The sequence below is a fragment of the Kitasatospora sp. NPDC058032 genome, assembly GCF_042885845.1.
In the GTDB taxonomy this organism is placed as follows: Bacteria; Actinomycetota; Actinomycetes; order Streptomycetales; family Streptomycetaceae; genus Kitasatospora.
On sequence record NZ_JBHVRK010000008.1, the window covers coordinates 263587 to 285637 of the forward strand.

A 22051-nucleotide genomic window follows, 5' to 3' on the forward strand; every position below is an offset into this window, starting at 1 on the left:
ACGCCCGGTTTGGGGTCCCTCCGGGGCGCCCCCCGTGTTTTACACGCCCCCGTCTTTGTGGGTTGGGGTGGGGGGGGGGGGGGCCCCGGGGCCGGCGGCGCCCCCCCCCCGCACCCGTGGTCGACCTCAGGCGGTCATGAACTCCCGCACCCGCAGGGCCCGCTTGACGATCCGGACGTCGCCGATGTGCCCGTGGAACACCTTGTCCAGCACGCCCGCGTACGCGTAGCCGCCCAGCATCCACGGCCGGCCCAGCGTGGCCAGCCCCACGGCCGGGGTCGACGGGTTGCGGGCCACCTCGCAGCCGTCGACGTACATCCGGCTGAGCCTGCCGTCGTTGACGACCGCGACGTGCCACCACCGGTCCAGGGGCAGCTGGTGGCCCCAACAGGTCGACGCCCCGGTCTGGTTGAGCGGGTAGACGCACCACTGCAGGGCGGGCGCCTCGGAGAGGCTGAGGGTGACGACGGGCTCGTCCGCGTCCGTGCCCGGGCCGCTGCGGCCCGCCTCGCTCGCCGTCCCCCACCGGCTGAGCAGGGCGGACCAGCGGCTCTGCCCGGAGTCCCAGTCGGCGGGCAGCTTGCAGAAGGCCTCGACGGTGAAGCCGCGCTCGAAGGTCTCCCGGTTCAGCGGCGCGGTGGGCGCGGTCTCCAGGTAGCTGCCGCGCACCGGCGACCGGGTGCCCTTGAACAGCAGGCTGCCGTGGCCCGGCTGGTCCGGGTGGTGCTCGGCGGACCAGGTGAGCGCGCCGTCGGGGGTGCCCGGGGAACTGCGCCACAGCAGGTCGTTGCCCTGCCCGGTGAGGTCCTTGACGACCTGCTGCGGGGCGAGGGCCGTGCCGTCGCCGCCACCGCCGTCGAAGCGCCAGTACGCCACCGTGTCCCGGACCAGCAGCTCGGCCGCCCGGCGCGCGGGGCGCTGGGGGACGGGCGCGAAGCCCGCGAAGCGCCGGTCGAAGTCGATCGCGAGCGAGAAGCGGTCCACGTCCGAGGTCAGCTCGACCTGCTGCGCCGCCAGGGTGTTGCGCTCCTCGGCCGCGATCTCCTGGATCCACGGCGAGAAGGTCGACACGTCGACGGTGTTCCGGTCCAGGTCGAAGCGGTACGCCCGGATCATCGCGGCGCCGCCGTAGTAGCGGTCCTGGTAGTTGGTGATGTGGACGTGCACGTCGTGGCCGGCCTTGTTGCGCAGCACGGTGCGGCCGGGCGGCCAGTAGTGGCCGTTGACGGTGAGGAAGATCTGGTCGTTGCCGCTGATCAGCCGGTCCCAGAGCTTCCTGCCGTAGCCCGACAGCTCGGCCCGGCCGGCGTCGTCGGCGTACGCCAGGTCGTGGGTGGTCAGGATCACCGGCACCTTCGGGTTGGCGGCGATCACCGCGTTGGCCCAGGCGAAGCCCGCGTCCGAGAGCCGCCAGTCCAGCGAGAGCAGCATCCACGGCCGGCCGCCCGCCGTGAAGACGTGGCAGGTGTTGTAGCCGTCCGGGCTGGAGCCGTGGTACCCGGAGGTGCGGGCGGCCCGCGCCTTGCCGAAGGTCTCCAGGTACGGGGTGCTGCCGCGCTGGTCGTCGGTCGAGGAGCCGACGTCGTGGTTGCCGGCGAGCACGCCGTAGGCCGCGCCGGCGTCGTCCAGCCGGGCGAACACCTTGGAGACGGCGGCGAACTCGGCGGGCAGCCCGTTCTCGGTGACGTCGCCGAGGTGGGCCAGGAAGACGATGTTGTCGTCCGTGCCGTCCTCCCGGTTGACCCCGCCGTCGAGCACGTAGCGGATCGACGCCTCCACCGGCGCCGGGTGGATCCGGTCCTGGTCGAACAGGTACTGGGTGTCCGGCATGACGACGACGGTGAACCGCCGGGCGTCCGGGTCCGGCTGCCAGCGCCCCTTCTTCGCCTTCTCCGCCTTCGCCGCCTTGGCCGGCCTCGCCGCACCGTCCGCCGTCGCCGGGTCCGCCCCGGGCTCGGCCGCCTGCGCGGGCCCCGCGCCGAGCAGACCGAGTCCCACCGTTCCGACCCCGGCCCCGAGGAGGCCCGCCCCGCGCAGGAACCGGCGCCGGCCCGCCGCCGCCGGCCCGTCCCCGTCGAGGTCGGCGGTCCGCGGGCACCCGCACTCGTGCCCGGACTCGTGGATGTCGTGCATGTTCGCTCCCGAAGTGGTGTGGGCCACGACGGTAGGGACCGGTTCTGGTCGGAGATCATCGGCCGGGCCACACGCCGCTGAACAGCGGCCGAACCCGATGGAGAATTCGGCATATCATTGAAATATGGTGCAAAGCTCCGCGGCAACGGTGGACGACTACCTGGCCGAGGCGCCCGAGGACCGTCGAGCCGTGCTGGCCGAACTGCGGCGGCTTTGCCGTCGGGAACTGACGGGCTTCACCGAGGTCATGGCCTACGGAATGCCCGCGTACGAGCGGGACGGTGTCGCCGAGGCCGCGTTCGCGAGCCAGAAGCAGTACATCTCGTTCTACGTGATGCGCAGTGATGTGCGGGAGGCGTTCGCCGAGCGGCTGGCGGGCCCGAACACGGGCAAGGGGTGTCTGCGCTTCCGCCGGCCGGAGGCCGTCGACTTCGCCCTGCTGCGGGACCTCCTGCGGGCAACGGCGGCGCGCCCGGGCACGGTCTGCTGACCGGGGCCTCGACGGCTGAGGTCAGCACAATGGCCGAGGGGGTGATCGGTCGCGGGGAGTAGCCGGACCAGGTCCTGCGCCGCAGGCGGCCGGGGGTCGGCGTGGTTAGGGTCGGGCCTCATGGAAAGCACGGGAACTGTCCGCCGCGAAACGGCGGAGCGTAAGCGCGAGAGCCTGGAACGGCTCGCCACCGAGAGGGACGTCTGGGTGTCGACGGCCCACCCCGAGCACGGGCCGCACCAGGTGCCGCTGTGGTTCCTGTGGGACGGTCAGGCGGTGTGGATGTGCACCGGCGCCGGATCCGTGACCGTGCGCAATGTCCGCGCGGAGCCGCGCGTGCGCCTCGCGCTGCCGGACACCGCCGACGTGGTCCTGCTTCAGGGCGAGGCGCAGTGCTTCCCGGACGGCGAGGTTCCCGCGGCGGCGGCGGAGGGTTTCCTGGAGAAGTTCGGGTGGGACCCACGGACGGAGGAGAGCCCCTATCTGTACATCCGGGTGGTCCCGAGCACGGTGCGGGCCTGGCGCGGCGAGCGGGAACTGCGCGGGCGCGTCATCATGCGGGACGGAGTGTGGCTGGAGTAGCGGGGGCCGCGCCGCTCGCGTACGCGCTCGCGCGTGGGGCTCGGGAAGGTGTGCGGGGTTCTCGCTGTTGGCCGGTGCGACAGACCGTCCGAATCCGGCTTTCCTGGGAGAAAGTGTGCTGCTGCTCGACCTCCACACCGTTCCGCCGCGTGAGCGCGTGGAGGCGTTCCGTCATGCGTTGACCGACTCGTTGGTGCCCAACGACATCGCCCACGAGGAGGGGGAAGCCGGAATCCACGCCCGCATGGAGCTCTGGCAGGTCGGCGGGCTGGACCTCTTCGCCACCCGGAACTCGGGCTTCGAGGTCCGGCGGACGGCCCAGCACGTCCGCCACCACCGGGAGAGCCCCGTGGTCTCGGTCTCGCTCCAGCCCCTGGGCGTCCACCGGGCCGAGGTCGCGGGCCGGCGGGAAGTCCTCGGTTCCCACGACATCTGCGTCTTCCACGAGCTGTCGCCCCGCACCTACGGCTGGTCCGGGGACGGCGCCTCCCAGGCCCTGATGTTCGACATGCACCGCCTCGGTGTGCCGGTGGAGACGGTGGAGCGGGCGTCCCTGCGCTTGCGCGCCAGCCCGCTGCACGGCCTGGTGCTGCAGCACCTGCGGGGCCTGTGGCACGATCCGGCCCGGCTGGAGGCCGACCCCGGCGCGGAGGCCCTGGCGTCCGCCACCACGGAACTGGTGCGCGCGCTGCTCCTCTCGGCCGCGCACGCCGAGGAGAGCGTGGAGGTCAGGTCGACGATGGACGAGACCCTGCTCACCCGGGTCATGGCGTACGCGCGGGCCCACCTGGCGGACCGTGACCTGACGCCGGAGCGGATCGCGGCGGAGCACGCCGTCTCGGTCCGTCGCCTCTACACCCTGCTCGGCGGGGCGGGCATCAGCCTGGAGCAGTGGCTCATCGAGGAGCGGCTCGGGAAGGCACGGCGCATGCTCGCCTCCGCGCGGTACGACCGGCTGACCGTCGCCGCCGTCTCCGCCCGCTGCGGGTTCAGCAGCCCGAGCCACTTCAGCCGCCGCTTCCGGTCGGCCCACGGGGTGTCCCCGAGCGCGTGGCGGCGGCTCCGCGGCACGGTGACGTCCCCGCCACGAGGGTGAGCGCCTCCGCGCGCCGCCCCGGACGCCGCGGACAGGGACAAGAACCGTGCACCGTGGGGCATCGCGGTGGTGCCAGCGTGTCCTGAGAACGAACGGGACAGCGAGCGCGAACGGGGACCGCCATGACCGAACGGTGGCTGCGAGCCCCCGGCTGCAGTACCGCGCTGCAGGCGCTGATCGAGGACCTCGCGGAGTCGCTCCGGCGGTCCGTGACCCTGGTCGACCCCTCGGTCAGGCGTTTCTGCTCCAGCCGCCACTTCGACGACGCGGACCCGGTCCGTGTCCACAGCCTGCTGCACGGAGAGGCCTGCGGCGAGGTCGCGCGTCACGTCCTGGACCGGGGCGTCGCGCGGTGGTCGAAGCCGGGGTACCTCGACGGCCGGGACGATCTCGGCCTGCTTCCCCGCTACTGCGTGCCGCTGCGCGAGCGCGGCCACTTCTTCGGCCTGCTGACCGTCATCGCGCCGGAGGGCCGCCTGACGCCGGAAGAGACCGGGGCCATCGCCCGGGCGACGCCCGCCGTCGTCGGCCGGCTGTACGCCGACCGCCTCGCGGCCGAGGAGGAGCGGACCGGGCACCGGGAGCTCCTGCTGTCGCTGCTGGGCCCGGACGCCGCCACGCGTGCCGAGTCCCGGCAGCGGCTGCTCGACGACGCGCTGCTCCCGGACGCGCCCCACGCGGTGGTCGGCGTCGTGCAGGTGAAACGTTCCCAGCTGCCCGCCGGGCAGGTGACCACCGCGCTCCACCGGGCCCTGGAGGGACTCGGCCGCACCCGGTCGGTGAGCGCCGCCTTCACGGTCTCGTCGCACCGGGCCGTCCTGCTCCAGCTCGCCGACCGGCCGCTGACCCAGGACGCCCTCCGGGAGCAGTCCGCACGCCTCCTGGACGCCCTCGGCAGCCGGCTGGGCGCCTCGGCCGACCCCGTCATCGGCATCGGCGCCCACCAGACGGGCCTCACCGGCGCGCGGACCTCCTACGAGCAGGCGCTCGTCGCGGTGCGTGCGGCGCGCCGGATGCCCGGACTGGGGGGCATCGGCTCCTGGGACGACCTCGGCGAGTTCGCCGTGCTGCTGCAACTGCCGGACCACGCCCTGAACGAGTCGCTGCTCCCGAGGCCGCTGCGCACCCTGCTGGAATCGAGCAACGGGCCTCGGCTGGAGGCGACCCTGCGGTGCTTCCTCGACCACGCCGGATCGATGCCCAGGACCGCCGAAGCACTCCGGGTCCACCGCACCTCGCTGTACTACCGACTGCGGCAGATCCAGGAGATCACCGGCCTCGACCTCAACAACGGCGCGGACCGCACCACCCTGCACCTGGGCCTGCGCATCCGGGAACTCCTGTTGTCCGTCGGTCCGTTCGACCCCGCCACCGGCCACCGTCACGCCCAAGCCGCCTGACAGCGGCCAGGATGGAAGGCCGACGCCGGGTCCCGGACGACTCCGAACCGGCCTCCCGTAGGGTGGGCCGACGGAGCGTCATGACGGGTAACGCGCAAGGAAGAACGGATCCATCGATGAATCCGCACCGTTCGATCGCCGCTTGGTCGGCCGGTCTTCTCGCGAGCCTTCTGCTCGGTGCGTGCGGCGGAGCGGCCGAGCCCCGCCCGGCGTCGCCGATCGACGGGCGCACCTACTCCGCGCTGCAGAACTTGGAATCGGCGCTCGGGGAACAGGGGCGTGCGGACTTCAAGGACACCTTCGGCGCACTCCAACTGGACCCGGCCGGGCGGCATGTCATCCTGTTCGCGACCGACGAGGCGCGGGCGCGGACCCTGGTCGAAGCGGCTGCGGCGGCGCACCCGGGCGTCGAGACGTCCTACACGCTCATCCGGAAGTGCCGGTACTCACGAGGAACGGTCGACCCCGTGCTCGACCTGATCGCCGAGGCGGCGAAGTCGAACAGGCTCCCGGCTCCGGTCCACTCCGTCGCGATGCTCCCGGACGGATCCGGCATCAGGATCGCCACCACGAAGGCGGGCACGACGTCGAAGCAGTTGAAGGACGCCGTCGCCGAGCTGGCCGGCGGCATCGGCGTGTCGTACGAGGAGGGCCTGCCGATCGTCAGCCTCGACGCGACCGCCACGTTGAGCCAGCCGACGTAGGCGGCCGACAGCCGCCTTCTGCAGGGGTTCCGCGCCCGCGGGGTCAGTCGTTCCAGGTGATCGCCGTGGCGGTGGCGGTCACGATCAGCCAGAGGAGGACGGGGAGGGCGAGGAGGAGGCCGGACGACAGGGGCAGCCACATGAAGGCCATGCCGCTGAGGAAGGCCAGGCCGGCGGCGGCACCGCCGACGGTGGCGAACCGGGCCGGGCTCGGGCCCAGGCGGGGCCAGGACAGGCCGTGGGAGGTGAGTGCGGCCCCCAGGCCGACCAGGAGGACCGTTCCGAAGTAGACCGTGATGGACGGGCGCGGGGTATCGATGTGGTGCCCCCGATAGGCGATCGCGGCCACCCGCCCCCGGAAGACCGTCAGGTCCACGGTCGCGCCGATCTCCACGTCCTCGTAGAGGGCCCTGCCGACCTCGTAGCTGCGGGTGGGAGCCGCCTCGCGCGTCACGGTCAGCTTGTGCTCCTTCTCGGGGTCGTCGGCGGAGGGGCCGGAGCCGCGGTGGACGGCCTTGGCCGTCACCGTGCCCGGCTCGTGCCGCACGCAGCGTGCGTCGGGCCCGTGGGCCTCCGCCGTGCTGCACGGCGGGGCGGCGCGGTAGGCGTTCATCCGCATGTCGGCGTCGGCGAACCAGGCGAAGCCGAGAGCGGTGGTGGTCAGTCCTGCCAGGACGAGCAGGGCCGGTATCAGCCGGCGGGAGACGGTTCCGGAGAGCCGGAACCGGCCCGGAGGCGTGGTCTTCCTGATCCGAGCGTTCATGGCAACCCCCTGCGGGAATGGTCCCAGGGAAGCCGTCGGCGGGGGAGCGGAACGCACGAAGCCGTAGCGAAACTGTCGATGTTCCGGGATCTGGAGGTCAGTCCAAGGCCCGTGCGAGGTAAGAGAGTTGACGCAGGCCGGGGGCGAACGCGGATTCGGGGGTGTTGCCGTACCCCAGGACGAGTCCGTTGGGGGCGGTGTCGGGGTTCAGGGAGTGCGGGGAGAGCGGCCGGGGGGCCAGTCGGTGGCGGCGGGCGGCATGGGCGAGGGCCCGGTCGGGGACGTCCGGCGGCAGCCGTACGGTCAGGTGCATCCCGCTGTCCCCGCCGGTCACGGTGTGGGGCACGTCGAAGTGTTCGACCAGGGCCGCCCTGAGCGCGTCGCGCCGGCGGCGGTAGAGGCGGCGCATGCGGGCGAGATGCCGGCCGTACTGGCCGCTCTCCATGAAGTGCGCGAGGGCGAGTTGCTCGTGACGGTGCCCGCCGCGCAGCAGCTCGTCCACGACCGGCGCCGCCCGGTCGACCAGTTGCTCGGGCAGCACGAGGAACCCCAGCCGCAGGGAGGGGAAGAGGGTCTTGCTGAAGGTGCCGACGTAGAACACGGGCGCGGCGGGTGTCAGGCCCTGCATGCAGGTGAGGGGTTCGCCGCTGTGGCGGAACTCGCTGTCGTAGTCGTCCTCGACGATCCAGGCGCCGTGAAGGCGGCACTTCTCGATCAGGTCGAGGCGTCGGGCCGCGGTGAGGACCGCGCCCGTCGGGTACTGGTGCGCGGGGGTGGTGCAGACGAGGCGCGGCGGGCGGTCCGTCCAGTCGGACGCGGAGGTCCGCAGGCCGTCCCCGTCGACCGGGACGGGGACGACGGTCAGGTCGCCGCCGGCGAGCGCCGTCTGCGCGCCCCGGTAGCCCGGGTCCTCGACCCAGGCGGTGTCCCCCGGGTCGGTGACCAGCCGCACGCACAGCGAGAGCGCCTCCTGCGCCCCTTCGGTGATGACGACCTGCTCCGGGGCGCAGCGCATGCCGCGGGCGAGCGCGAGGTGGCGCAGGACGGCCGTCCGCAGGGCCGGTTCGCCGCGCGGCGGGCCGTACCCCAGCAGCTCCGTCCCGCCCCGCTGGAGCACCCGGTCCAGGGAGCGTCGCCAGGCCGGGAGGGGGAACTGGGCCAGCGCGGGGACGCCCGAGGCGAAGGCGAAGGAGTCGACGCCGCCGGGGTCGCGGTTGCGGATCCGCGCGGCACGCCGCCCCAGGGTGGCCGGGGCGGGGTACGCGCGGTCCGCCGGTTCGGGGCGGGCCAGTGCGGCGACCCGGGTGCCCTGCCGGCTGGGCTCGATGTAGCCCTCCGTGCCCAGCACGTCGTAGACGAGCGTCACGGTGTTGCGTGACACCCCGAGGCCCTCGGCCAGGGCGCGCGAGCCCGGCAGGCGACTGCCCGCCGGGAGCCGGCCGTCGAGCACGGCCGCCCGCAGGCGGTGCAGCAGCTGCTTCTGCAGGGAGTCCCCGCCGCGCGTGCGGGACAGCGGTTCGTGGAGCAGGAAGTCGAGTTGCGGCCCGAGGGTCTCACGTCGTGGCTCCATGGAACGACCGTACCGTGGACCTTATCGAGGGTCCACGCGGTCCCTAGCCTGGAAGGACCGGCACACCAGGAGAAGAACATGTCCGCACGTCCCAACGAATACGGCCAGCCCGTCGGCCACCCCCTGCCCGGCTGGACGGCGCGCCCGGCGCCCGCCCGGGTCACCCTCGAAGGCCGCTTCTGCCGGGTGGAACCCCTGGACGCGGACCGTCACGCCGACGACCTGTACGCCGCCTACGCCCTCGCGGCGGACGGCGCGGACTGGACGTACATGACGTCCGGCCCGTTCGACGGCCCGGCCGACTACCGCGCCCACGTGACGGCGGAGACGCGGGCGGACGACCCCCTGCAGTACGCGGTCGTCGACCCGCGCACCGGCCGGGCCGTCGGCACCCTCGCCCTGATGCGCCAGGACCCCTCCAACGGCGTCGTCGAGGTCGGCAGCGTGGCCTTCTCCCCGCTGCTGAAGCGGACCCCGCTGTCCACGGAGGCCCAGTTCCTGCTGATGTCCTACGCCTTCGACGAGCTCGGCTACCGCCGCTACGAGTGGAAGTGCGACAGCCTCAACGAGCCCTCGCGCAGGGCGGCCCTGCGGCTGGGCTTCACCTTCGAGGGGATCTTCCGCCAGGCCGTGGTCTACAAGGGCCGTAGCCGCGACACCGCCTGGTACTCCGTCGTCGACACCGAGTGGCCGCAGGTCGGCGGGGCGCTGCGGGAGTGGCTCTCGCCCGAGAACTTCGACGGGGAGGGCCGGCAGAAGCGGTCCCTGTCCGCCGTCCGCGCATAACGCGCCGGACCTCACCGGAAAGCCGCCCGCGCACCGATCAAGCACCACGTAAGGAAAGAGCACCACATGAGCACGAACTCCCCGACCGTCCGCCCCCTCGCCGCAGGCGACGAAGCCCGCTGGCGCGTGCTGTTCCGCCAGTACCGCGCGTTCTACCGGCTGGAGGAGTCCGAGGAGGTCGTCTCCCGCGCCTGGGCCTGGCTGACGGATCCCGGGCACGAGTGCGACGCCCTCGTCGCGGAGGTCGACGGAGCCGTCGTCGGATTCGCGCACCACCGCCCCGTCCCCTCCCCGTACACCGGGACGACGGGCCTCTTCCTCGACGACCTGTTCACCGATCCCGAGGTCCGCGGCCGGGGCGTCGGACGGGCGCTCATCGAGCAGTTGCGCGCACTCGCCGCGGCCGAGGGGCGGACGTTCGTGCAGTGGGTGACCGCCGAGGACAACCACCAGGCCCAGGCGCTGTACAACACCCTTGCCGAGCGCACGACCTGGGTCACGTACGAGACCGGCGTCTAGGCCGGAGACCGCCCGCTGCCCGCCGCGGCGGGCAGCGGGCGGTCTGAACGGGTGGGTGCGGTCGGCCGGGCAGGTGAAGAGCCGCAGCGCCGCCCACGTGCCCGCCGGTGCCGGCTGATCCGCCGCGCCACCGCCGGGGCTCAGGCCAGATCGCCGCGCGGGTCCAGGACCCAGTGGTTGGACCGGATGACCCGGTCCCCGAAGGGCGTGTCCTGCTCGCCCAGGAGGCGGAAGCCCAGCGTGCGGCAGATGCCGTTGGACGGGGCGTTCGTCGTCGCCGGGTAGGCGTGCACGAGCCCCCACCGGCCGTCCTCGCGGGCCTGCTCCAGCAGGGTGTGGACCGCCCGCTTGCCCAGCCCCCGCCCCTGGAACTCCGGCAGCACCATCCACCCGATCTCGGTGGTCCGCTCGTCCCCGCTCCCCTGCATCCACAGGTTCACGGCCCCGGCGACCACGTCCGGCGCCGCCGCGTCGGGCACGATCATCTTGATCCAGTCCGTGCCCGCCGCCACCCGCTCGATGTCCCGGCCCACCCTCGACGCCATTCCCTCCCGGGACTGGGGACCGCCCAACTCGGCCATCATGAGCGGGTCGCAACGCATCCGGACGTAGGCGTCGACGTCGCCGTGCCCGACATCGCGAAGCAGCATCTGTGATCACCTTTCAGTCGTGAACGCGCCCGTACCGCACCGATCATGGCACTGATCGGCAGGTGGTGGGTCGGCATCTCGCCGAACAACGGCGGTACCGGCGTGGACGCGATGGGCAAGCAGCTGAGCGACGAGTCGGGCGGGTTCCCGTACGTCCGGGTCGACCTGCCCTGCTCCCCGACCAGCTCGGACGTCGCCGCGTTCAAGAGCCGCCTGATAGCCGACACCGACGGCGGCGCCTCCCTGGTCGGCAACGCGATGGAGGTCTACAGCGGCCCGCACCTCGTCGGCCACCCCAACAGCGGCACGACGATCTACCACTGGTTCCCGCGTGGGAAGTCGGGCCGGCCGACTTCCCACGCCCGCGGTTGGGGGAGGGGCAGGACTTCCCGACGGTCGCCGTGAGGGCGGGTGACAGCGGCAACCACACGAGGCCCGTACGGCGGAGGAACGCGATGATGACTGCGGGGTAGGCGACGGTGCCGAATCGGCCCAGGCCCCAGCCCCGCCGACGCCAGGTCAGGTCCTGGGAGGTCATTGTCGATTCCAGGGTGACCAGGAAGGTCGTTCCGACGATGCCCAGGGCGGGCATGGGGATGCGCCGAGGGCCCGCCGCAGGGAAGCGGCGGGCCCTCGGGATGGTGCTGTTTCAGACGTCGCAGTTCGCGGTGGAGTTCGGTTCGATCACGTCAGATGGGCAGGTTCCAGCCCGGCCCGGCCTCGGTGCCGAGCCAGACCCGCTGTCCGGTCGCCGACACGGTGATTCCGAAGCTGTCCTGGTGCGGTTCACCGGCCGCTTGCCAGGTCTGGACCGCTTGCTCGACGCGGTCCCAGAGGGCGGCAGGTCCGCGCTGTGTCACGGTCCAACCGCCATCGGGGCCGGGTGCCGTCCGGGCCTGCGATCCGGTGGCCACGTCCCAGAGGATCTGTTGCGCACCCACACCCATGCGGATGGCCTCCGGCGCCGCGAGCTGGGCCACCCAGCCGCCCATCCAACTGTCGAGTACCGCCGGGTCGACCAGCGTTGCGCGCTCCTCTCCGGGCAGCAGGTCCAACGTCGGGAGGGACGGCCGGTCGTGCGGGCGGGCGATCATGAAGCTGGTCGGGTCGGCCAGGAATCGACCGGTCGCCTCGCCGGGGCCGGTCACGTCGAGCAGCGCGAGGGCGTTCGCGTAGCTCCAGCCGGAGAATGTGACCAGGATGCGACCGCCCGGCTTCACCTGGTGAAGCCACGACAGAGGGATGTACCGCACCGAGCACGTGGCGATGAGCCGGTCGTACTGACCGTGTCCCGGGTCGCCGCGCAGCCCGTCACCGATGACCAGCCGGGGCGCGAACCCGGCCGCCTTGAGCGCCGTAGCGGCAGCCCCGCCGACCACCGGGTCGTACTCGATGCTGGTGAGGTTGGCGTCCCCGAGACGGTGCGCGCCGAGGGCGGTCGAGTACCCGGTACCGGTGCCGACCTCCAGGACGCGGTGCCCGGCCTCGACATCGAGTTGGTGCCACATGCGCAGCACCAGGGAAGGGAGGGTGGACGACGACGACGGGACGCCTGTCGCGGTCTCCCCGGCGGTGTCCTCGGGCCTGATGCGACCGTCGAGTTGGGTGACCAACGTCTGGTCGTCGTAGATGTTCTCCAGCCAGCCGGGCTCGCCCTCGCGGACGGGCCGGTAGCTGGTCGGGACGCTGCCGCTGACGGGGGCGAAATAGCTTCCGACGAAGAGCTCTCGCGGAACGCTCCTCGCGGCGCTCTCCCACTCGCGTTCGGTCAGCACGCCGTTCTCGGTGAGCCTGTCGGCCAGAGCGGCGCGGAGGTCAGCCGGTGTGCTCATGCGTCACGGCCTTTCTGTAGCTGGTCGGCGAGGGCATGGGCAATGGCGTCGGTGGTCTCCGCCGGCTGCCAAGCCCACTGGCCGTTCGGGTTGCATTCGAGGAAGTACCAGTTGCCCGAGTCGGTCACCGCGAAGTCGAAGGCGCCGTAGACCAGGCGAAGCTGTCGGATGTAGGCGGCAACCGAACGCGCGACTGACCCGGGTACGTCGATCGGCGTGCACGTCATCTGGTCCTGACGGCGCCGCCAGTCGAGGTCGGGGCTGTCGATCCGGACACCGAACAGGCGGTCGCCGACGGCCGTCACCCGTACGTCGAATCCCTTCGGCACCTTCTCCTGGAAGAGGTGCGGGCAGACGGACACGGCGTCGTTGATGTCGACCGGATCGACCTCGCGCACCCACACGGCGTGCGGCCGCCCGTCGACCGCGTAGGCGGTATTCCACAGGGGCTTGTACACCGTCCCGTTGGTGTGGGTCGCCACGAATTCGCGAGCTTCGTCGGGGTTGTTCGTGATCACCGTCTCGGGAACCAGGAAGCCGAGGCTCTGCGCGGCCGCCAGTTGGGCCGGCTTGTGCTCGGCGGCACGGTTGGCCCAAGGGTGGTTCACGTAGTGTGCGGCCGGGAGTGACGCGAGGATGCCGCCCGCGCCCCACAAGGCTTGCGAGGCGGCGAACCGGCGGTCCTGGCCGTCCAGGTCGGGCGGCCCCTCATAGGGTGACGCTCGGCGTACCCAGATGGACCGGACGGCCGTGAGATCGAGGTCCCGGCCGGCAGTGCGCAGGGTGCCCCGCTGGTCGCCCGTGCGGTACGTGGCGGTCAGTGAGGCACCCGTGTGCAGGTCGGTGCCGGGATCGAGACGGACCACCGGCACCCGGCGCTCGGCGAGCACCCGGAGTACCGCATCGGCGGTCACGTCGAGGGGATTGGTCAGTACCAGCACCGACCTGCTTCGGTCGTCCATCAGCTGTCGCTCTGGTCCTGATCGTAGGACTCGCTGGTGTCGGCGTCGGTCGGGGCGCCCGGGTTCCCATCGGGCGTCGTCGCGGTGGGCGTCAGGCCGCTCGTGCTGGTGCCGTGACCGCCCATCTCGATGGTGCGGCCGTGCTCGTCCACGAACACGGCGACCTGCGTCTCGGGGTCGATGGTGGGCAGGTACTTCGGGACCGGGACGGTGGCCGTGAACGGCCCCATGCGGGTGGTGCCCCACGGTGCGGTTGCCATCTGTGCTGCGCTCCAATTCGCTGGTGGTACTGACGGGATCAACAGCTCGACCAGGTGTCCGGGTTGTGCAATCCCGGCTGAGGTGGAACATCCGCCTCGGCGGGTCGCCCCGTTCTGTAGTCGGTTCGCTACTAGGAGTACTCCCCGTGGTGCGGGGTCAGCAACTGTTCAAGGCGTATCAATCCGTCGGCCAAGCCGTTCAGCTGGCTCTTGTCGGCAGGGGTGGCGTTTGAGTGCCGGGAACGCAGATGGCCCGCCGCTGGGGAGCGGCGGGCCATCGTGGTGGTAGCTCAGATGTCGTAGCCTGCGGCAAAGTTCACGAACGCCTTCCAGGCGGCGGGGTCGAAGGTGAGCTGGGGGCCGGTCTTGTCCTTGGAGTCGCGGACGTGGACGGTGCCGGGGGTCTTGGCGACCTCGACGCACTGGGCGCCCTCGTTGCTGCTGTGGCTGCTCTTGAACCAGGTCGGCTCGGTCATGGGTTCAGGATGCGCCGACGGCCCGCCGCTGGGGAAGCGGCGGGCCGTCGGTGGGGTGGTGTTTCAGACGTCGGCGTTCGCGGCGAAGGACACGAACGCCTTCCAGGCGGCCGGCTCGAAGGCCAGTTGCGGGCCGCTCTTGTCCTTGGAGTCACGGACGTGGACGGTGCCGGGGGTCTCGGCGACCTCGACGCACTGGGCGTCCTCGTTGCTGCTGTAGCTGCTCTTGAACCACGCGAGTTCGGCCATGACTACCGCTCTCCCAGAATCTTCTCGATCAGGGTCAGGGACTCCTTCATGGTGAGTGCCTGGCCCCTGAGGGTGCCGTACCGTGCAGCCATCTTACGGACCTCGACCGGGTCGGTGATGAGCCTGTTGATGTGCTGGACTGCCACGTACGCGATCTGCGCGCGACCGTTGGGAGTGAGTAGGGTGAACGACCCTCCCATGCCTGCGTTCTCGGTGCGATCGAGGGGCATGACCTGCAACTCCAGGCCACGGACCTCGGCGACCTTGAGCAGGTGGTGCAGTTGGGCTTGGTGGACGTCCCAGCCACCCAGCGGGCGGCGCAGCGCGCTCTCGTCGATCACCCAGCTCATGAGCGGCAGCGGCCAGCGGCTCAGGATCTCCTGCCGCGCCATGCGCGCGGCCACCCACTCGTCGACCTGCTCGACCGAGAGCCAGGGCCGACGCATGTTGAACAGGGCCCGCGCGTGCGCCTCGGTCTGCAGCAGTCCGGGAATGTACAGGCTGCTGTACTCGTGGATCTCGATCGCCTTCGACTCCTCCTGCGTGAAGGCCTTGGAGAACGCCGGGTGTCGCTCACTCACCCGGATCTTCGCCCTCATCACGTCGTCCGCGATGAGCTTCAGCGCCCCGCCCGCGCCCACCGCGTCGTCCACCTTCGTCAGGATCTCGACTCTCGGCGTCCGCTTCCCCCGCTCGACCGCACCCAACATGTCCTCGCTGTAGCCGATGATGTCGGCCAGTTCCCGCTGCGTCAGCCCCGCCCGCTCGCGGAACATCTTCATCAACTTCCCCACCGCGCTGTAGAACTCGGCCACCCCGTCCGAGTTCTCCGCCGTCTCCCCGTCGTCGAAGACCGTGCGCTCGACGCCACTCACCATGGGAATCACCCCTGCTCACACGTGTATGCGACCGAATGATCCGGGCCGCCCCGACCGGCCGACCCTCCGCGTCCGCACAAGCACGCTCCGTGCCCGCCGGACTCGTGGTCAGCGTACGTCCGGGCCGCCACGATTTTCTCCATGACGACCGAAATTCCGCTCGACAACCCCCGCCGCCACACCATCACACTCGACGCCACACCCAAAGGAGCCTGCCTCTGCCGCGCCGTGACGAGACGCCAACTCGCCCTCTGGGGAGTCGATTCCGCGTTCGGTGAGCCCTTCCACTCCGCTCTGATCATCGTTGCGGAGCTGGCGTCGAACGCGATCAGGCACGGTCGCGTTGCGGGGCGCGGATTCGAGCTGCACCTCCGCCTCACCACCCTTGTGCGCCGGGGCGCCACCCTCCGGATCGAGGTCTCGGACTGCCGGGGCGACCGCCTGCCCGTCCTCCCGGTCCTGCCGACCGCCCGCAGCGCCTCGGACGCCCAGTCCGGCCGGGGCCTGGTGCTGATCGACGCCCTCGCCGACCGCTGGGGCACCGTTCCCCGCCACCCCAACGCCAAGACCGTCTGGGCCGAACTCGACCTCACCGATGCCCGCTGAACCCCGCGATAGCGCACCGCCGCCCGCCGTCGCCGGCGGCGCCGCGCTCTGCACCGTGCTCCCGTTCGTGCTGCTCCTCGCCCTCCTGGCGTGGGCCTATCCCCTCACCACCCGCCACCACGGCGACCACCGCCACCCCGCTCCCCGTCCCGCCACCTCCACCGCCACACCGCCTCGTTGACCCCGACGGAGGACGACAAACGGGCCGCCCAGCCGTGGTTGGCTGGGCGGCCCGGGGCGCTGTGGGACGAGGGGTCAGGACGTGACGGTGGGGAGCTTGGCCGTCAGGGCGGTGGGCACCCGGACCACGTCGGAGAAGCTGAGCTTGCCCGGGCCGAAGTCGGCCTCGGTGAGGGCCTTCTTGCCGCCGCCGGCCACGACCTGCCAGACGGTGGTGCTGTCCGGCGACACGAGCAGGGTGCCGTCGGCCGGAGCGGTCCTGGCAGCCGCGCCGGCCATCCAGGCGCCGGGCACGCCCATCAGGGGGCGCTGGTCGTAGCCGAACGCGGTGTAGTCGGCGGGGGTGAGCGGGACGGCCTGACCGCCGGCCATCACGTAGACGCTGGGGTCGGCGTTGTTGACGTTCTTGACGACGGTGCCGTTCGCGAGGGGCTTGGCGGCGGCGCCGGCCAGCCAGGTCTCGGGCGCGCCCAGCAGGGGCTGGGTGCTGTAGCCGTTGGCGGTCCACTCGTCGGCGGAGATGGGCAGCGCACTGCCGTTGATCATCACGTAGCGGCTCGGGTCGCCGAGGGACTGGCCGGCGAGGACGGTGCCGGTGGGCACGGTGGTGGCGACCGCGGAGGCGAGGAAGGCGCCGGGAACGCCCATGTCGGCGCGGGTGTTGTAGCCGTCGGCGGTCCACTCGCCGCCGGAGATGGGCAGGGCGGCGCCGCGGACGACGACGTACCGGGCGGTGCCGCCCGCCTGGTCGTGGATCACCAGGCCGGTGGGGAGGGTGGCGGCGACTGCGGAGGCGAGGAAGCTGCTCGGCACGCCCATGTCGGGGCGCTTGTCGTAGCCGGCGGCCGTCCAGTCGGCGCCGGAGACGGGCAGGGCGACCCCGGCGACGACGACGTAGCGGGAGTTGCCGCTGCCCTGGTCGTGGACGACGGTGCCCTCCGGCGGGTTGGTGGGAAGGGCGTTGAAGCGGGCGTCGTCGACCAGGACGACCTTGTTCAGGTCGTAGCCGTCGGCGGCGACGTCGGAGCCGGTCACCGGCAGGCCGGCGCCGCTGACCAGGACCTTGACGGTCGGTCCGTTGGGCGACTTGACCAGGGTGCCGGCGGCCAGGGTGGCCGGGTCGGGGTAGCCGGTGCCGGCCGGGTAGGGGTCGGCGTGGTCGGTGGCCAGGCCGGTGCCCGGGCTGCAGTGCGGCCAGGCGCCGGGACCCTGGACGGCGAGGACCTTCTCGGCGATGAGGATCTGCTGCTGCTTGGTGGCCTGGTGGGCGTAGGGGGCGTAGCGGGCGCCGCCGAAGTAGAGCCAGGTGCTCTGGGAGAACTGGAGTCCGCCGTAGTACGGGCCGACGGGGTTGATGGCGCTCCAGTTGCCGGTGCTCTCGCACTGGGCGACCTTGTCCCAGGTGGCGACCGAGGCGGCGGAGGCCTGGCCGGTGCCGAGGGCGACGGGGGCGGCGAGGGCGGCGAGCAGGACGGTGGCGGCGGTGAGCGCGGGCTTCTTGCGGATGGCGGCCATGGTGGCGGGCTCCCCTTCGGGGTGTGCGCAGGGCACGGCGGGCGGCGGGCGGCGTGGTGAACGGCGGTGCGAGCGGTACAAGCGGCAGGAGCGGCCGGCGGGCGGCGGGGCAGCCCGGCCGGTGGTGGCCGGGCTGCCCCGGGCGCGGCGGAGCGGGGTGGGTCAGGCGGTGACGGTGGGGAGCCCGGCGGTGAGCGCGGTCGGGACCTTCACCACGTCGGCGGGGTTGTAGGAACCGGGGGCGGCGGCCTTCTTGCTGCCGCCGGCCACGACCTGCCAGACGGTGGTGCTGTCGGACGACTGCAGCAGGGTGCCGTTGCTCGGGGCGCTCTTGGCGGCGGCCTGCTGCTCCCAGGTGCCGGGAACGGCACGCAGCGGAGCCTGGTCGTAGCCGTAGCCGGTGAAATCGGCGGGGGTGAGCGGGACGGCCTTGCCGCCGGCCATCACGTAGATGCTGGAGTCGGTGTTGTCGGCGTTCTTGATCACGGTGCCGTTGGCCAGCGGGCGGGCGGCCTGGGCGGCCTGCCACGCCTCCGGGACGCCCAGGACGGACCGGTTGCCGTAGGTGGTGGCGTACTCGGTGCCGGTCAGGGGCAGCGCGGAGCCGTTGACCATGACGTAGACGCTGGAGTCGGCGCCGGCCTGGCCCTTGATCAGGGTGCCGTCCGGGACGGGCTTGTGGGCGGCGGTGTTGAGCCAGGCGCCGGGCACGCCCAACAGGGGCCGGGTGTTGTAGCCGTCGGCGGTCCACTCGGTGGCGTTGATCGGGACGGCGGTGCCGTTGATCATGACGTAGCGGCTGTTGTCGGTGCCGGTCTGGTCCATCACGACGGTGCCGGAGGAGGGGCTCTTGGTGGCGGCGGTGTTGAGCCAGGTGCCGGGCACGCCCATGAGCGGCCGGAGGCTGTAGTCGGTGTTCTGCCATTCGGCGGCGGAGATCGGCAGGGCGGCGCCGTCGACCATGACGTAGCGGCTGTTGTCGGTGCCGGACTGGTTCATGACGACGGTGCCGGGCGCCAGCTGGCGGGCCGCGGCGTTCCTCAGCCAGTCGGTCGGCACGCCCATGAGGGTCTGCTTGTCGTAGCCGTCGGCGGTCCACTCGGGGGCGCCGATGGGGACGGCGGAACCGTTGATGATGACGTAGCGGCTGTTGTCGGCGCCGGACTGGTCCATCACCACCAGGCCGGTGGAGGGGGTGCTGGCGACGGCGCCCTGCAGCCAGGAGGTGGGCACGCCCAGGTCGGGGCGCTTGTCGTAGCCGTCGGCGGTCCAGTCGCTGCCGGAGATGGTCAGCGCGGCGTTGCCGATGACGACGTAGCGGGAGTTGCCGCCGCCCTGGTCGTGGACGACGGTGCCCGGCGGCGGGACGGTGGGCAGGGCGTTGAACGCGCCGTCGTCGACCGTGACCACCTTGGAGAGGTCGTAGCCGTCGGCGGCGACGTCGGCGCCGGTCACCGGGACGCCGGCGCCGTTGATGATGACCTTGACCGTGGACCCGTTGGGCGACTTGACGAGGGTGCCGGCGGGCAGCGCGGACGGGGCGGTGGTGACGTCCTCGACGATGTGCTTGTAGCGCAGGGCCTTGTAGTCCGAGTTGGGGTGGCTGTCGAACTGCGCATCGTTGATCGACTTGTTCGTGGCGTGCTTCACCGGGGTCGAGCCGAAGGCGTAGTAGGAGAACCTGGTGTGCGCGGCGTCGTCCCACTTCTCGAAGAGCAGGACGTGGTCCCGGTAGCTGTTGAGGACGTCACCCGCCCGCAGCTCGCTGCGCGGGATCTCGTAGGTCTCGGAATCCTCGATGGCGCGGGTGTCGGCGCTGTAGCCCAGGTGCCAGGCCATGGAGACGTAGCCCGAGCAGTCCTTGCGGTAGTAGCGGCCGCTGGAGTCGGGGAAACTCGCGTACCAGCTGTAGGACAGCGCGGGGTTCTGGGCCTGGTTGAACCAGTACTGGGCGCGGGAGATGACCTCGGAGCGGCTGATCTGGCCACCGACGGTGGAGGTGGTGGCGGCGTGGGCCGTGGTGGTGGTGAAGGCCGTGACGGCGACCGCGCCGGACGCGGCGATGGAGGCGGCGAGGGCGATGCGGGTGAGCTTGGACAGGGTGGAGGGTGCGGAGGAAGGCATGGTCGTGGCACTCCTGACGGGGTGAAGGAGACGGGCTCTCGCGCGGCGGCGGTGGCCGCGGACGGCGCGGAGGGCGAGGAGGGTGCTGCGTGGTGCGTGGGCCGGGCGCCGGACGGCTGCCCTGCAGGAGCAGCGGTCGTGCGCGGCCGGCGGCCGGGCGGGTGTCCGCCGTGGCCGTGGGGCGGCGTTGTGGGCCGGGCGTCAGTCCCAGATGGTGTTCGCCGGCACGACGGCGACGGGCGCGTCCCAGATGGTGTTGGCCGTGACCGCGGTGGCGGGGGTGTCCCAGATGGTGTTGGCGGAGGCCTGGCCGGCCAGCGGCAGGACGGCGGTGAGGGCGAGAGCGGCGACCGCGGCGGCCTTGGTGAGCGGGGTGCGGAACATGGTGACGGAACCTCTCGGCAGTGGTGACGAACGTGCATGGCACCACCGGCTTCGCGTCCCGCGGTTGACGCCTGTCCGGTGGCTTCCCGGGCGGTGGGCCCGGCTGCTGATCAATAGCTTCGCCGCAGCTCAGAACGGGTGGAAGGGGTTCTCGCTGGACGAAAACGGCAGTGGACGGATTCGTCCAGCCGGGCCGTTTCCGTCCAGCAGCCGCTCGTAGAACGGGGCGACGAGCGGGGCGTTGACGGAGGACAGCGTCCAGCCGCGCAGCACGGGCAGCGCCTCGGCCGTACGGCGGCAGAACGCGGCGACGGTGCACTCGGCGTCCTCCAGGCGTTCGGCGAGCAGGAAGACACCCAGGACGACGCCGTCGAGGCCGTCGTCGCCGTCGGACCGGTGCACCACGACGTGTTCGATGCGCTCCTGCGGCAGGGCCGCGGCCAGCAGTGTCCGGGCGGTACCGGGCCCGATCACGGCGTCCGGCCCCGGGGCGGGGCCGGGTGGCTGGATCCGGGCGTGAATGAGGTACATGGGGGGACTTTGTCGAACCGTCGCCGTCCGGCATAGGCGCCCGGGGTGGCCGTTTGCGGCCTCTGCCCAAAGTGTCCAGGCCGATTCCCCTGGTCGATTCGAACGCCCGCGTGAGATGATCGCATGCGAATCATCAATCGATGTGACACCGGGGGAACGGGCGTTGCTCACTGCACTGGGGCTTGATGCCGTCTCGGAAGCCGTTTACCGCAGCATGCTCGCGCATCCCTGTGACGGGGTGCGGGCGCTGGCCGAGCGGCTCGGCCAGGACGAGGGGGAGATCCGGCGGTGCCTGGACCTGCTGAGCACGCTGGCGCTGATCCGTCCGTCCTACGAGCGGGCCGGCGAGCTGTGCGCGGTGTCGCCGGAGGTCGGCATGGAACTGCTGATGGCCCGCCAGCAGGCCGAACTGGCCGCCCAGCAGCAGCGGGTCGAGGCGTCCAGGGCCGCGGCGGCGCAGCTGATCGCGGAGTTCGCGGACCTGCGGCCGGACAGCGCGAACGCGGGGGTCGAGCAGTTGGTCGGGCTCGATCGGATCCGGGACCGGATCGCCGCGCTGGCACGCGGCCTGACGGCCGAGATCATGACCTTCGCGCCCGGTGGCGGGCACAGCCCGGAGAGCATCGCCGCCTCGCGTCCGCACGACGAGGCGCTGCTGGGCCGGGGGGTGCGGATGCGCACGGTCTACCAGGACAGTGTGCGCAACAGCCAGCCGACGGTGTCGTACGTGGATTGGCTGGCGCAGCTGGGCGGGGAGGTGCGCACGGTGCCGGAGCTGCCGACCAGGATGATCATCTTCGACCGGGCGACCGCGCTGATCCCGGTGCGGGGTGACGACACCCGGGCGGGTGCGGTGGTGCTGAGCGGGGACGGCACGTTGATGGCGCTGTGTGCGCTGTTCGAGCACGTGTGGACGCAGGCCCGGCCGCTGGGCGCCGCCTCGCCGGCGGCGCCGGAGGAGGGTGGGCTCAGCACGCAGGAGGCGACGGTGGTGCGGCTGCTGGCGCACGGGCTCACGGACGAGGCGATCGCCAAGCGGCTGGGTGTCTCGCCGCGCACCGCGCGACGGGTGGCGACGGAGCTGATGGAGCGGCTGGGCGCGCGCAGCCGCTTCGAGTTCGGGGTGCGGGCGGTGCAGAGCGGCTGGCTTCCCTCACAAGTCCGGTGACGTGGTCGGCCTCCTGTTGGCCGAGGCGCGGGACAGTGCCCCTCCGGGAGGACGACGGCGTGCGGCTCCGTCCCACCTCGACCGCCACACCGCCTCGTCGCCCCCGGAATGGGAAGTCGGAAGCGCCGACTTCCCACTCCGCATCGGGGAACGCCCGGGGCGCAGGCCCTGAGCGCGCCCGCTCCGGAGGGCG

General features: G+C 72.1%; 25 protein-coding genes. 11 read left to right on the forward strand and 14 right to left on the reverse strand.

All coding sequences use genetic code 11. From position 1 onward, the window contains the following. Positions 1–126 precede the first annotated feature (126 nt). Positions 127–2133 carry a LamG-like jellyroll fold domain-containing protein gene (locus tag ACFVUH_RS16250; protein WP_387913809.1) on the reverse strand — a complete coding sequence of 669 codons (2007 nt, stop codon included), beginning with the start codon at positions 2131–2133 and terminating at the stop codon, positions 127–129. A gap of 124 nt (positions 2134–2257) precedes the next feature. On the opposite strand from ACFVUH_RS16250, the gene ACFVUH_RS16255 reads away from it, so the two are divergent. The 5 genes from ACFVUH_RS16255 to ACFVUH_RS16275 all read left to right on the forward strand — a co-directional run bounded on the left by ACFVUH_RS16255 (position 2258) and on the right by ACFVUH_RS16275 (position 6405). Next, positions 2258–2623, forward strand: coding sequence for a DUF1801 domain-containing protein (locus ACFVUH_RS16255; protein WP_355367894.1), 366 nt, complete (start codon positions 2258–2260; stop codon positions 2621–2623). Between the two features lie 120 nt (positions 2624–2743). Further along, the gene (locus ACFVUH_RS16260; RefSeq protein ID WP_387913810.1) at positions 2744–3205 is read left to right on the forward strand and encodes a pyridoxamine 5'-phosphate oxidase family protein; all 462 of its coding nucleotides are present in this window, start codon (positions 2744–2746) and stop codon (positions 3203–3205) included. 115 nt (positions 3206–3320) lie between these two features. Continuing rightward, complete coding sequence (locus ACFVUH_RS16265; RefSeq protein WP_387913812.1) at positions 3321–4301, forward strand: helix-turn-helix domain-containing protein; 981 nt, start codon at positions 3321–3323, stop codon at positions 4299–4301. Between the two features lie 122 nt (positions 4302–4423). Then, entirely contained in the window at positions 4424–5701 is a 1278-nt protein-coding gene (locus ACFVUH_RS16270; protein ID WP_387913813.1) for a PucR family transcriptional regulator, read from the forward strand. 116 nt (positions 5702–5817) lie between these two features. Then, entirely contained in the window at positions 5818–6405 is a 588-nt protein-coding gene (locus tag ACFVUH_RS16275; protein ID WP_387913815.1) for a hypothetical protein, read from the forward strand. A 43-nt stretch (positions 6406–6448) separates the two neighbouring features. Here ACFVUH_RS16275 and ACFVUH_RS16280 read toward each other — a convergent pair whose 3' ends face one another. Next, positions 6449–7168 carry a hypothetical protein gene (locus tag ACFVUH_RS16280; protein WP_387913816.1) on the reverse strand — a complete coding sequence of 240 codons (720 nt, stop codon included), beginning with the start codon at positions 7166–7168 and terminating at the stop codon, positions 6449–6451. Positions 7169–7265: 97 nt separating this feature from the next. Next, positions 7266–8738 carry a PLP-dependent aminotransferase family protein gene (locus tag ACFVUH_RS16285; protein ID WP_355367876.1) on the reverse strand — a complete coding sequence of 491 codons (1473 nt, stop codon included), beginning with the start codon at positions 8736–8738 and terminating at the stop codon, positions 7266–7268. 78 nt (positions 8739–8816) lie between these two features. On the opposite strand from ACFVUH_RS16285, the gene ACFVUH_RS16290 reads away from it, so the two are divergent. Further along, entirely contained in the window at positions 8817–9524 is a 708-nt protein-coding gene (locus tag ACFVUH_RS16290; protein ID WP_387913818.1) for a GNAT family N-acetyltransferase, read from the forward strand. 66 nt (positions 9525–9590) lie between these two features. After that, the gene (locus tag ACFVUH_RS16295; RefSeq protein WP_387913820.1) at positions 9591–10043 is read left to right on the forward strand and encodes a GNAT family N-acetyltransferase; all 453 of its coding nucleotides are present in this window, start codon (positions 9591–9593) and stop codon (positions 10041–10043) included. Positions 10044–10183: 140 nt separating this feature from the next. Here ACFVUH_RS16295 and ACFVUH_RS16300 read toward each other — a convergent pair whose 3' ends face one another. After that, complete coding sequence (locus tag ACFVUH_RS16300) at positions 10184–10693, reverse strand: GNAT family N-acetyltransferase (protein WP_387913822.1); 510 nt, start codon at positions 10691–10693, stop codon at positions 10184–10186. 45 nt (positions 10694–10738) lie between these two features. Here ACFVUH_RS16300 and ACFVUH_RS16305 point away from each other — a divergent pair, with 45 nt between their 5' ends. Beyond that, positions 10739–11098, forward strand: a complete 360-nt coding sequence (locus ACFVUH_RS16305; RefSeq protein WP_387913824.1) for a hypothetical protein — start codon at positions 10739–10741, stop codon at positions 11096–11098. A 284-nt stretch (positions 11099–11382) separates the two neighbouring features. On the opposite strand, the gene tgmC is transcribed toward ACFVUH_RS16305, so the two are convergent. From tgmC to ACFVUH_RS16335, 6 genes are all read right to left on the reverse strand, one after another. Continuing rightward, positions 11383–12525 carry an ATP-grasp peptide maturase system methyltransferase gene (tgmC, locus tag ACFVUH_RS16310; protein WP_387913826.1) on the reverse strand — a complete coding sequence of 381 codons (1143 nt, stop codon included), beginning with the start codon at positions 12523–12525 and terminating at the stop codon, positions 11383–11385. Further along, the gene (gene tgmB / locus ACFVUH_RS16315; RefSeq protein WP_387913827.1) at positions 12522–13487 is read right to left on the reverse strand and encodes an ATP-grasp ribosomal peptide maturase; all 966 of its coding nucleotides are present in this window, start codon (positions 13485–13487) and stop codon (positions 12522–12524) included. Before tgmB ends, tgmC begins: the two co-directional genes overlap by 4 nt. Beyond that, positions 13487–13747, reverse strand: coding sequence for a putative ATP-grasp-modified RiPP (gene tgmA / locus ACFVUH_RS16320; RefSeq protein ID WP_387913829.1), 261 nt, complete (start codon positions 13745–13747; stop codon positions 13487–13489). Before tgmA ends, tgmB begins: the two co-directional genes overlap by 1 nt. A gap of 290 nt (positions 13748–14037) precedes the next feature. Next, positions 14038–14223, reverse strand: a complete 186-nt coding sequence (locus ACFVUH_RS16325; RefSeq protein ID WP_387913831.1) for a DUF397 domain-containing protein — start codon at positions 14221–14223, stop codon at positions 14038–14040. 63 nt (positions 14224–14286) lie between these two features. Continuing rightward, positions 14287–14472 carry a DUF397 domain-containing protein gene (locus ACFVUH_RS16330; RefSeq protein WP_380690136.1) on the reverse strand — a complete coding sequence of 62 codons (186 nt, stop codon included), beginning with the start codon at positions 14470–14472 and terminating at the stop codon, positions 14287–14289. A gap of 2 nt (positions 14473–14474) precedes the next feature. Next, positions 14475–15350, reverse strand: coding sequence for a helix-turn-helix domain-containing protein (locus ACFVUH_RS16335; protein WP_387913833.1), 876 nt, complete (start codon positions 15348–15350; stop codon positions 14475–14477). 141 nt (positions 15351–15491) lie between these two features. Between ACFVUH_RS16335 and ACFVUH_RS16340 the strand changes: the two genes are divergently transcribed. Together ACFVUH_RS16340 and ACFVUH_RS16345 are read left to right on the forward strand one after the other, a co-directional pair. Beyond that, positions 15492–15956 (forward strand): ATP-binding protein, encoded by a 465-nt coding sequence (locus tag ACFVUH_RS16340; protein WP_355367840.1) that lies wholly within the window; start codon positions 15492–15494, stop codon positions 15954–15956. Continuing rightward, positions 15946–16137 carry a hypothetical protein gene (locus ACFVUH_RS16345; protein WP_380715204.1) on the forward strand — a complete coding sequence of 64 codons (192 nt, stop codon included), beginning with the start codon at positions 15946–15948 and terminating at the stop codon, positions 16135–16137. Before ACFVUH_RS16340 ends, ACFVUH_RS16345 begins: the two co-directional genes overlap by 11 nt. Positions 16138–16211: 74 nt before the next feature. Here ACFVUH_RS16345 and ACFVUH_RS16350 read toward each other — a convergent pair whose 3' ends face one another. From ACFVUH_RS16350 to ACFVUH_RS16365, 4 genes are all read right to left on the reverse strand, one after another. Beyond that, positions 16212–17651 carry a transglycosylase family protein gene (locus ACFVUH_RS16350; protein ID WP_387913835.1) on the reverse strand — a complete coding sequence of 480 codons (1440 nt, stop codon included), beginning with the start codon at positions 17649–17651 and terminating at the stop codon, positions 16212–16214. 162 nt (positions 17652–17813) lie between these two features. Beyond that, positions 17814–19775 (reverse strand): hypothetical protein, encoded by a 1962-nt coding sequence (locus tag ACFVUH_RS16355; RefSeq protein ID WP_387913836.1) that lies wholly within the window; start codon positions 19773–19775, stop codon positions 17814–17816. A gap of 201 nt (positions 19776–19976) precedes the next feature. Further along, positions 19977–20159: a hypothetical protein gene (locus ACFVUH_RS16360; protein ID WP_387913837.1), complete on the reverse strand. Its 183-nt coding sequence runs from the start codon at positions 20157–20159 to the stop codon at positions 19977–19979. 129 nt (positions 20160–20288) lie between these two features. Further along, complete coding sequence (locus ACFVUH_RS16365; protein ID WP_387913838.1) at positions 20289–20690, reverse strand: hypothetical protein; 402 nt, start codon at positions 20688–20690, stop codon at positions 20289–20291. 163 nt (positions 20691–20853) lie between these two features. On the opposite strand from ACFVUH_RS16365, the gene ACFVUH_RS16370 reads away from it, so the two are divergent. Continuing rightward, entirely contained in the window at positions 20854–21858 is a 1005-nt protein-coding gene (locus ACFVUH_RS16370) for a LuxR C-terminal-related transcriptional regulator (RefSeq protein ID WP_387913840.1), read from the forward strand. Positions 21859–22051: the final 193 nt, after the last annotated feature.

What these genes read in the sequence shown, in the direction of transcription:
- ACFVUH_RS16275 (WP_387913815.1), top strand. Translation starts at nt 5,818, where the DNA reads ATGAATCCGCACCGTTCGATCGCCGCTTGGTCGGCCGGTCTTCTCGCG.
- tgmC (WP_387913826.1), bottom strand. Translation starts at nt 12,525, where the DNA reads ATGAGCACACCGGCTGACCTCCGCGCCGCTCTGGCCGACAGGCTCACC.
- ACFVUH_RS16290 (WP_387913818.1), top strand. Translation starts at nt 8,817, where the DNA reads ATGTCCGCACGTCCCAACGAATACGGCCAGCCCGTCGGCCACCCCCTG.
- ACFVUH_RS16255 (WP_355367894.1), top strand. Translation starts at nt 2,258, where the DNA reads ATGGTGCAAAGCTCCGCGGCAACGGTGGACGACTACCTGGCCGAGGCG.
- ACFVUH_RS16280 (WP_387913816.1), bottom strand. Translation starts at nt 7,168, where the DNA reads ATGAACGCTCGGATCAGGAAGACCACGCCTCCGGGCCGGTTCCGGCTC.
- ACFVUH_RS16345 (WP_380715204.1), top strand. Translation starts at nt 15,946, where the DNA reads ATGCCCGCTGAACCCCGCGATAGCGCACCGCCGCCCGCCGTCGCCGGC.
- ACFVUH_RS16350 (WP_387913835.1), bottom strand. Translation starts at nt 17,651, where the DNA reads ATGGCCGCCATCCGCAAGAAGCCCGCGCTCACCGCCGCCACCGTCCTG.
- ACFVUH_RS16360 (WP_387913837.1), bottom strand. Translation starts at nt 20,159, where the DNA reads ATGTTCCGCACCCCGCTCACCAAGGCCGCCGCGGTCGCCGCTCTCGCC.
- tgmA (WP_387913829.1), bottom strand. Translation starts at nt 13,747, where the DNA reads ATGGCAACCGCACCGTGGGGCACCACCCGCATGGGGCCGTTCACGGCC.
- ACFVUH_RS16340 (WP_355367840.1), top strand. Translation starts at nt 15,492, where the DNA reads ATGACGACCGAAATTCCGCTCGACAACCCCCGCCGCCACACCATCACA.
- ACFVUH_RS16260 (WP_387913810.1), top strand. Translation starts at nt 2,744, where the DNA reads ATGGAAAGCACGGGAACTGTCCGCCGCGAAACGGCGGAGCGTAAGCGC.
- ACFVUH_RS16355 (WP_387913836.1), bottom strand. Translation starts at nt 19,775, where the DNA reads ATGCCTTCCTCCGCACCCTCCACCCTGTCCAAGCTCACCCGCATCGCC.
- tgmB (WP_387913827.1), bottom strand. Translation starts at nt 13,487, where the DNA reads ATGGACGACCGAAGCAGGTCGGTGCTGGTACTGACCAATCCCCTCGAC.
- ACFVUH_RS16305 (WP_387913824.1), top strand. Translation starts at nt 10,739, where the DNA reads ATGGCACTGATCGGCAGGTGGTGGGTCGGCATCTCGCCGAACAACGGC.
- ACFVUH_RS16325 (WP_387913831.1), bottom strand. Translation starts at nt 14,223, where the DNA reads ATGACCGAGCCGACCTGGTTCAAGAGCAGCCACAGCAGCAACGAGGGC.
- ACFVUH_RS16295 (WP_387913820.1), top strand. Translation starts at nt 9,591, where the DNA reads ATGAGCACGAACTCCCCGACCGTCCGCCCCCTCGCCGCAGGCGACGAA.
- ACFVUH_RS16270 (WP_387913813.1), top strand. Translation starts at nt 4,424, where the DNA reads ATGACCGAACGGTGGCTGCGAGCCCCCGGCTGCAGTACCGCGCTGCAG.
- ACFVUH_RS16285 (WP_355367876.1), bottom strand. Translation starts at nt 8,738, where the DNA reads ATGGAGCCACGACGTGAGACCCTCGGGCCGCAACTCGACTTCCTGCTC.
- ACFVUH_RS16300 (WP_387913822.1), bottom strand. Translation starts at nt 10,693, where the DNA reads ATGCTGCTTCGCGATGTCGGGCACGGCGACGTCGACGCCTACGTCCGG.
- ACFVUH_RS16330 (WP_380690136.1), bottom strand. Translation starts at nt 14,472, where the DNA reads ATGGCCGAACTCGCGTGGTTCAAGAGCAGCTACAGCAGCAACGAGGAC.
- ACFVUH_RS16335 (WP_387913833.1), bottom strand. Translation starts at nt 15,350, where the DNA reads ATGGTGAGTGGCGTCGAGCGCACGGTCTTCGACGACGGGGAGACGGCG.
- ACFVUH_RS16250 (WP_387913809.1), bottom strand. Translation starts at nt 2,133, where the DNA reads ATGCACGACATCCACGAGTCCGGGCACGAGTGCGGGTGCCCGCGGACC.
- ACFVUH_RS16365 (WP_387913838.1), bottom strand. Translation starts at nt 20,690, where the DNA reads ATGTACCTCATTCACGCCCGGATCCAGCCACCCGGCCCCGCCCCGGGG.